This is a genomic window from Bradyrhizobium ganzhouense, from assembly GCF_049949285.1.
Classification (GTDB): domain Bacteria; phylum Pseudomonadota; class Alphaproteobacteria; order Rhizobiales; family Xanthobacteraceae; genus Bradyrhizobium; species Bradyrhizobium ganzhouense.
Genome location: NZ_CP181318.1, coordinates 3,881,228 through 3,893,783, shown reverse-complemented (window position 1 = coordinate 3,893,783; position 12,556 = coordinate 3,881,228). Strand labels below are relative to the sequence as shown.

The following is a 12,556-nucleotide window of genomic DNA, read 5'->3' as shown; positions in this document are numbered from 1 at the left end:
CAATGGCCCGCTCAAGACGAGGTTCGCCAGTCCACACCGGCGCGACGGTTGACGTTGCGCTGGAGGGCAGCGCGTCGCCTCATACAAGGAGGAGACCATGACGACTCATTCCCGCCCTGGCCTTTCGCGCCGCACTGTCCTCGCGGGCGCAGCAGCTATACCGCTGGCGGCGATCCACACCCGCCGCGCCGGCGCCGCCGAGTTCAGTTACAAGCTTGCGACCGGGCAGTCGCTGACTCAGCCCATCAATGCGCGCCTCGAACAGGCGACTCAGCGCATCCGTGAGGCGACAGGCGGGCGGCTCGAGATCCGTTTCTTCCCAGCGAGCCAGCTCGGTTCGGACACCGATCTGCTCACCCAGGTACGGACCGGCGGCGTCGAGTTTTTGAATATTGCAGGCTCGGTTCTTTCCACCACCGCACCGGTGGCGGCCATCACGAACGTGGGCTTCGCCTTCTCAGACTACGACCAGGTGTGGCCGGGCATCGATGGCACCGTCGGCCAGGTCGTCCGGGCCCAGATCGAGAAGACCGGCGTGATCGCCGTATCGAAGGCCGCCGACAACAGCTTTCGCTCCATCACGTCAAGCGCCAAGCCGATCAAGACGCCCACAGATCTTCAGGGCTACCACATTCGCGTGCCGGTCTCGCCGATCTTCACATCGCTGTTCCAGGCACTTGGTGCCAATCCCACCTCGATCAACTTCAACGAGCTCTACACCGCGCTCCAGACCAAGCTCGTGGACGGGCAGGAGAATGGGCTTGTCGCCATCGAAGCTGGCAAACTCTACGAAGTGCAAAAATACGCCTCCGAGACCAACCACATTTGGGACCCCTTCTGGCTCCTCGGCAATCGCCGCGCCTTCACGCGTCTGCCATCCGACATCCAGGAGGTCGTGCGCCGCGAGTTCGACCGCGCCGCCCTGGAGCAGCGTGCTGACGTGACGCGCCTCAACGCCTCCCTTAAGGACGAACTCACAGCCAAGGGCCTCACGTTTGTGACGCCCGAACGCAAAGCGTTCCGTCAGGCTCTGTCAAAAGCCGGCTTCTACAAGGACTGGCGCGAGAAGTTCGGCGCCGAGAACTGGGCCGCCCTTGAAGCAGTGGTTGGGCCCCTGTCGTGAGCGTCGCGACGGAGAGTGCACACCAGGCAGGGCTCGCTACCTCGCTCGAGGCGAACGAGACCCGCCTCGAGCGAGCGCTTCGATTGTGCGTCGAAATTCCTGCCGCCGCAGTCGTGGTCGCGGAGGTGGTGATCCTGTTTGTCGGCATCGTGGCGCGGGCGCTGTTTCACCGGCCCATCGTCTGGACGGACGAACTCGCTTCCATTCTGTTCCTGTGGCTCGCCATGCTCGGCAGCGCGATCGCGGTGCAGCGCTCCGGCCATATGCGGCTCACCTTCTTCGTCGCCAAGTTCCCGCGCCGGGCGCAGGCGTGGGCCGAGACGCTTGGGAGCAGCGCAGTCGTCCTGTTCCTCATCCTCGTCTTTCATCCAGCGCTGGAGTACGTGCAGGACCAGTCATTTGTCGAAACACCCGCGCTCGGCTGGTCCGGCGTGGTGCGCGCGCTCGCCATCCCGGTCGGCTGCGCCGTCGCCTTGCTGAGCGCCTGCCTGCGGCTTCTTCGCTGCCCCCCTCGTGACATCGCTGGCGTGTTGCTGCTGATGGCGATGGTGGCCGGCGGAGATTATTTCGCGGCACCGGCGCTGACCGATCTCGGCCATGGAGCGCTTGTCGTCTTCTTCGTGGGACTGCTCGGCATCGCGGTGATGGCGGGCGTTCCGATCGCGTTCGCCTTCTCGCTCGCCACCGCCGCCTATCTCCTCACGACCACCTCGACCCCGCTGACCGTAGTGGTCGGACGCATGGACGAAGGCATGAGCGGCCTCATCCTGCTCGCGGTCCCGCTGTTCGTGCTGCTCGGCCAGATGGTAGACGTCACCGGCATGGCGCGCGTGATGGTGGCTTTCCTCGCCTCCGCGCTCGGCCATGTGCGCGCGGGCATGTCCTATGTGCTGCTCGGCGCCATGTTGCTGGTCTCCGGCATTTCCGGGTCGAAGACCGCGGACATGGCGGCGGTCGCCCCGGTCCTGTTTCCGGAAATGCGCAAGCGCGGCATGAAGGATGGCGAACTGATCGCGTTGCTTGCGGCCTCCGGGGCCATGAGCGAGACCATTCCGCCCTCGATCGTACTCATCGCGATCGCCTCGGTCACAGGCGTGTCGATCGCCGCGCTGTTCACGGCCGGTATCCTGCCGGGCATCGTGCTGGCGCTGGTCCTCGCATTCGTCGCCCGCTACCGTGCTGGCCAGGAGGAAGATGCATCCCCCGCGCCCCGCGCCTCCAACGCCCTGATCCTGAAGACGCTGACTGTGGCGTTGCCAGCCCTGCTCCTGCCTTTCCTCATCCGAACCGCAGTGGTGGAGGGAGTGGCCACAGCGACCGAGGTCTCAACCATTGGCATCGCCTATGCATTGGTGGCCGGGCTGATCTTCTATCGCGGCGGGCTGACATGGAAAGCAGTGCTGCCCATGCTGGTGCAGACGGCTGCGCTCTCGGGTGCAATCCTGTTCATCGTCGGGGCTGCGAGCGCCATGGCCTGGGCACTGACCCAGTCCGGCTTCTCGCATGATCTCGCGTCGCTTATGGCGCGCATCCCTGGCGGCTCGGCGGGCTTCTTGCTCGTCTCAATCCTCGCCTTTATCGTACTCGGTAGCGTCCTTGAAGGGATTCCCGCCATTGTGTTGTTCGGGCCGCTGCTGTTCCCGATCGCCCGGCAGCTCGGCATTCACGAGGTGCACTATGCGATGGTGGTGATCCTCGCGATGGGCCTTGGCCTGTTCGCTCCGCCCTTCGGCCTATGCTACTATGCCGCCTGCATCATCGGTCGCGTACCGCCCGAGGCGGGGCTCAAGCGCATCTGGATCTATCTTGGCGCACTACTCGCGGGCCTCGTGGTGATCACGTTCATCCCATGGATCTCCACCGGCTTCTTGTGACCCGGAACTCGTTCAGACATCCTGAGCTTCTCCTGGCGCACCTCACATCGCGGAGGCGCAACACCCTTCTTCGCTCAGATCGTCCTTGCCTCAGACAATGACATGCACGTGGAGATGGCCGGTATTGTCGTGATTGACGGCTACCTCTCGCACCTGATCAGACTTTGCGGCGAATGATCTGCGTCGGGAAAACGCCATACGCTTCCCTGAAGTAACGGCTGAAACGGCCAGTGTTCGTAAACCCCCAGCGCAAAGCGACCTCCTCGACCGAGGCTGCCGGGTTGCGCAGCAGGTCAGCGCGAGCGCGCTCCAGGCGGAGCTGGCGCTGATAGGCTGCGATAGACACGCCCACGAAGCGCCGGAAGCCGGCTTGCAGCGCACGCAGACTCACGCCGGACAAGGACGCAAGTTCGGTCCCGCTCGGGAGCATGGCGGCGTGATCATGAATAAAGTCGACAGCGAGTTTGACATGCCGCGGGGCTATCATCGTCGGTGGCCGTCGCAGGATCTCGGAATAGTTGTTTGGCCAAGTCTCGATCACCATGTCGACAAGCGCCTCCTGCACCCGTTCGGCCGTGAAAGGCGATCTATTGAGTTGCACCCCGAACTCGGAGCCGGTGACGCACGTCACCAGAGACCTCAGAGCGATCGCCTCGCTCGAGGTCATGTCAATCGACGTCTCAAACGTCAATTTCTCGACGACCGGACGACCAAAGAGAACCGACAATCGCTCTGCAAGCACAGCCCGGCTGATCACCAAGCCACAGAATTCGTGGTTGTCCAAGAACTCCATCGATCGGCATGCCGTTCCTTCCGCTGCAACCGCAATTGTCGGCATACTCGCAAAGGTACCCCGCCTCTGATGGAACACGAGACTCCCTGCTGTTGGAAAGAAAAAGAACACACCGTCATACTGGTATTGCGGCGTCAGCTTGAACTCACCTGTCACCCGGCTCCTGCTGAAGTCGATCCCGGCGACCGAGCCGTAGCTGCCCGACATTGTAAATCGATCGGCAGACCGCAGCGGTACGATCGTCACCGGGGCAAAGCGCTGAGAAATAAGTTCGGCCAACCCGTCGGCGTCTTGTTGCTCGAAGTTCACAACGACCTGAGACGCTCGGGCGAGTGCCCGTTTTGGCATCGTTCCTCCTTATCGCTAGCAGCCGAATTCAGGGGACACGCGGAGTTTATCGACTACCAGCTCTGCATATAGCCGGACCGCTCGAGGAACGCCGGATGCGCCTGCAGTCGCTTCGCATCATCGATTGCGGATACCGCCGGATCATCTCACGAAATCAGCTTCCGCCTTATGGCCTCAACGACAGCGTGAGTTCGGTTTGATGCCCCTAGCTTCTTTGTCGCGGACTTCAGGTAGCTGTTGACGGTTTCGAGGGAATAGGCGCTCTGCTGAGCGATCGCTTCACTTGTGAGCCCGCGCGACGCTAAGGCGATGCACTGAATTTCTCCTCTGGTCAGGTGGAGCCTCGCGCGCACGTCGTCGGCGTAAGGCTCCGATGTCGCATCGTGAAGTGGCTCAGCTATAAATTGTAAATACTCTCGCTCCGTATCCGTCAAAGAGCGCCGGCATGTCACGACGACAGTTCCGTAAGTACGCCCAGAGCGCGTGAGCGGGACGACAGTTCGGTTCTGAATTCCGTGGTAAAGCATCAAATTGCGAAGCCGCCGATGCTTCGCATCCGCCTTCCTCTCGCGCCACGCCTCCTCGTCCGTCACCGGTCGTTTCGCTGAAAGGGTGAGCGCAACAAGGGGATCGTAGGACGCGCACCCCTCGGAATAGTATGTCTCCAGGTACGAGTCTGGAAAACTGCTCAGCAACAACGTGCCGGATCCCACCCTCAGACCGTCAACATCCAATCCCGACACAAGAATGTGGTCGAAGGGAACGACGACCTTTGTGCTTCCAACAAGCCTTTGGCATCGAGCGGCCAATTCGAGATCAGCAGCGCGAAATCTGAAGTGTTCGTGACGAGAATCCATTTCAACGAATCGCCTTCCACAATCCTGGATTGTGACTAACCCCATTTTTGGGATAATGAAACCACATTTTCTGGAGGCGCAACTCCCAATATCTGCACTGTGACGGTGAGCCGCAGGCCCGACGCCACCCACCTCGGGAGACGACCGTTCACACGAGCGACAGCTTCTTCCACAGCGAGGCGCCGCGGGCATCACCACCAGCTGCCCGCGCCCATTTGCGCCGAGCGGCCGCGACAAAGATCATTTAGCTTGCACTATCGTCGACTCATCGCCGAATGCGCTTCAGCTTCTCCGATCAATTCGATTCCATCTCGATCCGATTTCGTCCGCTTCGCTTCGCTTGGTAGAGCGCCTGGTCACACCGGTCGATCAATTCAGCCATCGACTCGCCAAGTCGAAATTGCGCAACTCCAATGGACACGGTGACAGCGGAAAGAAATTCGCCGGTCGAGCGACGAGTGATACGGCACTCCGAAATTGATCTGCGAGTGCGCTCGGCAACAACGGCCGCCGCAGTCAGTTCAGTGCACGGCAGTACCACGACTATCTCTTCGCCCCCAAATCGAGCGGCCATGCCCTCAGGACCGATAACCTTGCTCGTGGTGGTCGCGATCAACCGCAGCACCTGGTCTCCGACGCTGTGACCGAATTCGTCGTTGAAGCGCTTGAAATGATCAATGTCCATCATCAATATCGACAAAGGTTCACCGCGCTCCATAGCCACGATCTGCTTGGAGCGAAGGAATTCATCCAAACCACGCCGGTTCGGTAACCCTGTCACGCTGTCGGTCTTTGAACGCTTCTCTGCGACCTCGAAAGAAGTCCGAATAGCCTTCAGCTCACTCGACCTCTCCGCCAACTCCTTTTCCAAGCTCGTGGCGCGCGATGCCGCCGCCGATAACTCGCTGACCAACGTGCGCAGAAGGACGCGACTATCGACGGCTCCCACGTTTTCTACCACCCCCTTAATCGAGCTAATTTGCTGGTGGTTGCCTTCCGCCGCCTCGACCAACAGTCTTTGAACTGTGTTGATAACTCCAGATATGCGCTCCGAGAGGCGCTGGTCTACTCTTGCTGATGATGTTCCGGTCACCAGTGCATTGAGTTCGTGGCTCGTTTCAGAATCGAACTTCCGCTTGTTTGTAAGCAGCACGTCGATTGTTCGTTTAAGCTCCGCGCTGGCGCCTGCTGAATAGGTATACCAGACGATGAAATTTTCCGGGATCGGCGGGACATCCTGCTGCGCCATAAACCTCATTGCGCGATTGGCAATTGCGCAAGAGTACTCCAAATCGATTTCGTCTGACGAGGTGTCACTCATGTTCGATAAACACAGGCGAGGAGGCATTGGCCCTTCGAGTGGTACGCAACAGGGCTTCAAACTTCATTAATTCGCGCATTCCATGGGAACATCGATGAACCGCGTGAATGCCGCAGCCACCAAACGAATCAAAAGTCGCAGACATCAAGGGTTTACGCGGATCAACTAACCCCCAAGCTTGCAGATCAACGCTAACTGGTTTGATCGGCGAGAGCGTTGTTTCGTCGTCGGGCTTTGACATGGAGATCATCGATTTCTGCAATTCGCGGCCAAGCCTGCCATCCTATCAAGAGAGAGTCCCCCACTAGACGCAATCAGACCGCGAAAGAGGACATATCGCGAAGAGAACAGACAATACGCGCATGAAAGTAACGTGCGATGCAACTGACTGACGCTGTTCGGTGGGGATGCGTCAGATCCGCTTGTTCACATGAAAGGTTGCTCTCCTGAGCGCAAGCCTGAACCTTCGCGAGGCACCGGCGATATTGTCCGGCGCGCCGCTACAGACGGCGATAGAGGCCCGCAGCACTGTCTTTCTGCACGAGCACTGACCGGTCTCCAGCACCATGTGATTGTCGTCTTCTTCAGGGGGCTCGGTGCATGGAAATGGCTGGAGTACCGATCGCCTTCTCGCTCACCACCGGTTCCTGGCTGCTCGCCACCATATCACCCCCCTCGCCGATTCCGGTCGGTCGCATGGACGAAGGCACGAATACGCATCCCTGCACCTACGGACCTGCGCTGCACGACATCCGAATTAAGCTCATTGGCTCTACCAAAGGACAAATCACGAAGAATGCGGACAGTATGCGCATCAATACTTCGACGCTGTGCCCACAATTAAATCCACGTTAAGTGGCCGGACACTGTGAATACTGCCTATGCGTTCGAGCGGGCTGGACCCTTCCAGGTACGCGGCGGTTCGAAAGTTCGACACCTATACGTGGAGTGACGGTAATGAATGACACCACCGAATATCGTATGCGGCTGCGCTTCCACGGCATTGATTCTGAGACGAGTGCGCTTCTGAAGGCCAACAAGTCCTACATTATAGCGATCTTGCCAGCCGCGCTCGACGAGTTTTACAATCACATTGCCAATTTTCCGGAAGCAGCACAGTTCTTCAGAAGCCGTGAACACATGCAGCATGCGAAGGCCATGCAAATTCGGCATTGGGAAATCCTTACCGAGGGCGATTTCGGGGAGCGCTACGTCGCCTCTGTCACCAAGATCGGCGAGGTGCACAACAAGATTGGTCTTGAACCGAAATGGTATATCGGTGGCTACAATTTCCTGCTCGCGAGTCTGATCGCCAAAATTGCGAAAGACAAGCGAGCTGGTTTCTTCAAGATTCGCGGGAAGGATGATGCCACCGTTTTGCAACAGGCTCTCGCCCGGGCGCTCATGCTGGACATCGACTTCGCGATTGCTGTCTATCTTGACACCGGTCGCCGAGAACGTCGAACAATGCTCGAGGCGTTAGCGAATACGTTCGACACCTCAGTCGGTACAGTCGTTGGCTCTCTTTCTGCTGCGGCGGATCAGATGCAATCAACCGCAGCGCAGCTAACCGCCTCTGCGGGAGAAACTTCCGTGCAATCGGTAGCTGTCTCAAAAGCAGCCGAAGACGCCGCGACCAACGTCTCGACAGTCGCCGCATCAGCTCAGCAACTTGGTATTGCCGTACAGGAGATTGCGCGGCAGGTCGACCACTCCGTGCAGGTGTCGAGGGCCGCTGTCGAAAATGCCGTAAGTGCCGCTTCGACCGTGACCGACCTAACGGAGGTCGTAGCCGGGATAAGCGAAATCGTCGACACAATCTCCAATCTTGCCAGCCAGACGAATTTGCTTGCGCTTAACGCAACAATCGAAGCTGCGCGAGCCGGGGACGCTGGCCGAGGCTTCTCTATTGTCGCGTCAGAAGTGAAGGCTCTCGCCAATCAAACCGCTAGCGCGACCATCAACATCACGGCTAAGATTTCTGCAATCAAGGCCTCTACAGGCCATGCGGTTGACGCGATCAACGGTATTACCAATGCCGTTCACCAAATCGACGCCGTTGCTTCCGCGATCGCCGCCGCCATTGAAGAGCAGAATGCGGCCACAAATGAGATCGTGGGATCTGTTAGCCGTGCCTCGACAGGAACGACCGGGGTAACATCGAACATTGCCGGCGTCGCCCACGCTGCCTCACGGACCGGAGAAGGTGCAACCAAAGTCCAAGGCGCCTCCATCGAGCTTGCCAAACAGGCCCAGGCTCTTCGGGTGGAAGTTCATAGGTTCCTCGAGAACGTGCGGGCCGCTTGATGAACGAAACGCAGACCTTCGCCTGAAACGCCGCGCAAGGATCGGGATCTCCGTCGAGTTTTCACCGCGCTGGAGACACGCCGTGGCTCGCGCTACCGAGAACCGTCAATTGCGCCGTTTTGACATCTTTTGATATACCGAAATTTCCACTTGCGCCGTCGGGCAAAACAGTGGTTCATAAGGTGCTGGTCCAACTATCGCAAGGAACCAGCTCAATAGCGGACGACGCCGAGGCATCTTCCGAGTTGTCGAAGATTGCGAAGCTCAACGGAGACTTCAGAAGGAACTACGGGACAGCGCTGGGAGCTTTCAGTCGCCTCATCTCATGCCTACCTCTTTCGGAATCGATGTTACTGAGCGCGGTATTGACGACGAGATCCGCACGTCCGCATCCTCCAGCGTCTGGATGGATAGGTCACATGCGCAGCAACGTGAGCGCAGTTGAGGAAACGACTCAATAGAACGTGAGAGGCATGATGAAATTGGATCACCAGCGCGACGCAGAGATGCGGCCAAGATCCACGAGCATGGCTGGATCGATATCGAGCGACAGGCGATCCGGGCTCATCTTGAACGCGCGCAACTCGTTCCGGGCAGCAGATTCTGACAACTCACTTGCTGCACATCCAATCCTCGACACCAACGTCGATCGGATTGGCTGGCCCTAGTCGTACTGAGCCGTGTGCGAGCTTCCGCGCTTCACCGTGCTTTCCGCAACCGCCGACTCGTTTGCGGACCCGCCCGCGCCTGGTCTTTTGAGCTCCAACGTCTCGGTCAGGTCCCCGCGCGCCATGATCACCTCCCGGCGATGCACCGAAAGAAGTTTCCAGCCTTGATAGTTGCCGTCGAGCTTCAGGCGCAGTGTGGTCTTGCTCTTCTCGTCGACAAAAATCCCAACACTCTGATCATCGCCGATAACAGTTCCGACCAATACCAGGCGCAACTCAGCCTGCGGCGGGATCGGCGGCGGCGGCGCGCTCGACGCAGATACCGAAGCCACGGGTGGCGGCGGTCGCCGTGAGGCCGAAAAGATCGGTCGATCGCCCGTCTCCGACAGCATTGAGAGCGGGACCGCCCAGAGCGGATTGCCCCGCATCGCCTCCCGTCTCACGGCAGACGGCGATGGAGCCACCGGACTGACTACCGGTGCCGACGTTGCGGGAACCTCCGGAAGTGAGCGGTCGGGCGCCGGCACGACGAAAGTTGGCACGTCGACATCCGAGAAATCCGCCGGCAGCGCAAAGGTCGGGGCGGAAACGGCGAGCATGGGCGCGAGCCATACCGAGATCCGCCATATCGCCCGATGCGCTTTCATGTCCCTCGTCATCAGCCAATTGCCAGCAGCGCAAGATTCTCAGTCATGGAAAGCTGACGGCCTGCGCACGCGAGACAAGCAGCGCTTGTTCAGGCGTCAGATCGCCGAGGGAAGCAAGGCTTATCGGTCACCCATGTGACACCTGTGCGAAGCGGCGATCACCTTGGCGGTGTTTCAACGCGCTACCCCGCCTGCAATAGCGCGCAGATGAATTTGGGGATCCGAGCCTCCGGCAATGCGGCGCGGTGATTGCATCAATTCGCCATTCGCGATGGCAGCCGGAGCCTAGTATGATATTGTTTCCGGATCGTCATACTCGGCTGCCATAGTGCGGCTTTGTTGTTGAACTGCAATGGTTGTCGTGCGGAGATTTCGTGGTGCCTAGGGTCTTGTTGCGGGTGTTTTCCGCCGCCGCATCGTCCGCTCTTTGCACGTTCCCGGCCCCGGCCCACGAGAGCAGCGCGGGCGCGCCCGCCGAGCTTCCGCCGGTCACCGTCGCGGCGCCGGACGATCCGCACCCCAAACGCATCGCTCGCAAACGACCGCCGAAGAGCGGGGATCCGCGCAATCGGGCTACCGCTCGCGGGGACAGCCCGACCGAAGGCGGCGTCGCGGCCGGTACGGCGGCCGTCGGTTCGCCCGGCTTAATGCCGACCGTCGCCAGTGCGATTCGCATTAGCGGCGGCGAGGTGAACGCGGTCCCGTTCTCGCGGCCCGGCGAGGCGCTGGAAGTGGTGCCGGGCCTGATCGTCACGCAACACTCCGGCGAGGGCAAAGCCAATCAATATTTCCTGCGCGGCTTCAATCTCGATCACGGCACCGATCTCGCAATCAGCGTCGACGGCATGCCCGTCAACATGCCAACGCACGGGCATGGGCAAGGCTACGCCGACATCAATTTCCTGATCCCCGAGCTGATCCAATCGGTCAACGTCCGCAAGGGACCGTATTTCGCCGACCAAAGCGACTTCGCTTCCGCCGGCGCCGTGGCGATCGACTATGTCAACAAGCTGCCGAACAACATCGCAGAGATGACCTTCGGCAGTTTCGGCTATCGGCGCGCATTGGCGGTGGGATCGACCCGCGTTGGCGATGGCACGCTGCTGACGGCGTTTGAGGCGGGCAAGTATGACGGACCGTGGGACGTGCCGGACGATGTCCGCAAGCTGAACGGCGTCCTGCGCTACAGCCAGGGCACCGCGACCGACGGCCTGACGCTGACGGCGATGGCTTATTCCAATGGCTGGAATTCGACCGACCAGGTCCCGCAACGCGCGATTGACCAGGGCCTGATCAACCGTCTCGGCACGCTCGATCCAACCGATGGCGGTACCTCCAGCCGATTCAGCCTGTCGAGCAACTGGGCGCAGTCGAGCGACTACGGACAGACCAATGTCAGCGCGTATGTCGTGCGCTCCGACCTGCGGCTGTTCAACAATTTCACCTACTTTCTCGACAACCCCGTCAATGGCGACCAGTTCAGCCAACTCGACGCTCGGACTCTCGGCGGCGTCGATGCGCGGCATACGTTCGATTGGCGCTTTGCCGCTCTCGAAATGCAAACCCGCGTCGGGGTGCAGAGCCGCTATGACGATATCCATGTCGGCCTGTTCAAGACGGAGCAGCGTTCATGGCTCTCGACCGTGCGCGACGACCGCGTGCAGGAGGGCAATGTCGGCCTCTGGACCGACACGACCACGCGCTGGACCGACTGGCTGCGCACCACGGTCGGCATCCGCGAGGATTTTTTCGTCGGACACGTCTTCAGCGATACGCCGCAAAATTCGGGCAACGCACAGGCGTCGATGGCGAGCCCGAAGGCCGGTCTCGTGCTCGGCCCCTGGTACAAGACCGAGTTCTACGGCAATGCCGGCTACGGCCTGCACAGCAACGATATCCGCGGCGCGACCATCACCGTCGATCCCAACGACAAGGTGACTCCGCTCGACCGCGTGCCGCTGCTGGTGCGCTCGCGCGGCGCCGAACTCGGCATTCGCACCAAAGTGATCGACGGTCTCACCAGCTCGCTGGCGATCTTCGTACTCGATTTCGACTCGGAGCTGTTGTTCGTCGGGGACGCCGGCACGACGGAACCGAGCCGGCCCAGCCGCCGCGTCGGCATCGAGTGGACGAACCAGTACAAGCCATTGCCGTGGATGACGGTCGATCTTGACGTCGCCCAGACGCACGCCCGCTTCACCGATTTCGACTCCGCCGGGGCCCGCATCCCCGGCGCACCGGCGTGGGTGGCCAGCAGCGCGATTACGCTGGGCGGCGACACCGGCTGGTTCGGCGCGTTGAAGGCGCGCTATTTCGGTCCGCGCCCTCTCATTGAAGACGACAGCGTCCGTTCGCGGTCGTCGCTGATCTTCAATGCGCGCGCCGGCTACAGGTTCGACAATGGTCTGCGGGTGCAGCTCGACGTGCTCAACCTCTTCAACGCCCAGACCAACCAGATCGAATATTATTATCTGTCGCGCCTGCCAGGAGAACCCATCGACGGTGTCGCCGATCGTCACGTCCATCCGGCGGAGCCCCTCGCGGTGCGGCTGACGGTGGCGGCACGATTCTGATCGCAGCGGAGCTTGCGGCATCGACGCCGCTACGCCGACCGGCGC

The 12,556-nt window shown here is 60.5% G+C and carries 10 protein-coding genes; 5 read left to right on the top strand and 5 right to left on the bottom strand.

Features of this window, described 5'->3' with window-relative positions:
- The first annotated feature begins 97 nt into the window (after positions 1 to 97).
- Positions 98 to 1,123 carry a TRAP transporter substrate-binding protein gene (locus ACLFLU_RS17565; protein ID WP_426413415.1) on the top strand — a complete coding sequence of 342 codons (1,026 nt, stop codon included), beginning with the start codon at positions 98 to 100 and terminating at the stop codon, positions 1,121 to 1,123.
- Positions 1,120 to 2,997 (top strand): TRAP transporter large permease subunit, encoded by a 1,878-nt coding sequence (locus ACLFLU_RS17560; RefSeq protein ID WP_426413414.1) that lies wholly within the window; start codon positions 1,120 to 1,122, stop codon positions 2,995 to 2,997. Before ACLFLU_RS17565 ends, ACLFLU_RS17560 begins: the two co-directional genes overlap by 4 nt.
- Positions 2,998 to 3,154: 157 nt before the next feature.
- Here the strand turns inward: ACLFLU_RS17560 and ACLFLU_RS17555 are convergent, their stop codons facing one another.
- The 4 genes from ACLFLU_RS17555 to ACLFLU_RS17540 all read right to left on the bottom strand — a co-directional run bounded on the left by ACLFLU_RS17555 (position 3,155) and on the right by ACLFLU_RS17540 (position 6,557).
- Positions 3,155 to 4,138 (bottom strand): AraC family transcriptional regulator, encoded by a 984-nt coding sequence (locus tag ACLFLU_RS17555; RefSeq protein WP_426413413.1) that lies wholly within the window; start codon positions 4,136 to 4,138, stop codon positions 3,155 to 3,157.
- A 146-nt stretch (positions 4,139 to 4,284) separates the two neighbouring features.
- A complete protein-coding gene (locus ACLFLU_RS17550) occupies positions 4,285 to 4,995 on the bottom strand; it encodes a LuxR C-terminal-related transcriptional regulator (protein WP_426413412.1) in 711 nt (236 codons plus the stop codon).
- 295 nt (positions 4,996 to 5,290) lie between these two features.
- Complete coding sequence (locus ACLFLU_RS17545; RefSeq protein ID WP_426413411.1) at positions 5,291 to 6,316, bottom strand: GGDEF domain-containing protein; 1,026 nt, start codon at positions 6,314 to 6,316, stop codon at positions 5,291 to 5,293.
- A complete protein-coding gene (locus tag ACLFLU_RS17540) occupies positions 6,309 to 6,557 on the bottom strand; it encodes a hypothetical protein (protein ID WP_426413410.1) in 249 nt (82 codons plus the stop codon). The genes ACLFLU_RS17545 and ACLFLU_RS17540 overlap by 8 nt, the downstream gene beginning before the upstream one ends.
- A gap of 359 nt (positions 6,558 to 6,916) precedes the next feature.
- Here ACLFLU_RS17540 and ACLFLU_RS17535 point away from each other — a divergent pair, with 359 nt between their 5' ends.
- The gene (locus tag ACLFLU_RS17535) at positions 6,917 to 7,171 is read left to right on the top strand and encodes a hypothetical protein (RefSeq protein WP_426413409.1); all 255 of its coding nucleotides are present in this window, start codon (positions 6,917 to 6,919) and stop codon (positions 7,169 to 7,171) included.
- 102 nt (positions 7,172 to 7,273) lie between these two features.
- Positions 7,274 to 8,623, top strand: a complete 1,350-nt coding sequence (locus ACLFLU_RS17530) for a protoglobin domain-containing protein (RefSeq protein WP_426413408.1) — start codon at positions 7,274 to 7,276, stop codon at positions 8,621 to 8,623.
- Positions 8,624 to 9,287: 664 nt separating this feature from the next.
- On the opposite strand, the gene ACLFLU_RS17525 is transcribed toward ACLFLU_RS17530, so the two are convergent.
- Positions 9,288 to 9,938: a hypothetical protein gene (locus ACLFLU_RS17525; protein WP_426413407.1), complete on the bottom strand. Its 651-nt coding sequence runs from the start codon at positions 9,936 to 9,938 to the stop codon at positions 9,288 to 9,290.
- 377 nt (positions 9,939 to 10,315) lie between these two features.
- On the opposite strand from ACLFLU_RS17525, the gene ACLFLU_RS17520 reads away from it, so the two are divergent.
- A complete protein-coding gene (locus ACLFLU_RS17520) occupies positions 10,316 to 12,511 on the top strand; it encodes a TonB-dependent receptor domain-containing protein (RefSeq protein WP_426413406.1) in 2,196 nt (731 codons plus the stop codon).
- Positions 12,512 to 12,556 lie beyond the last annotated feature (45 nt).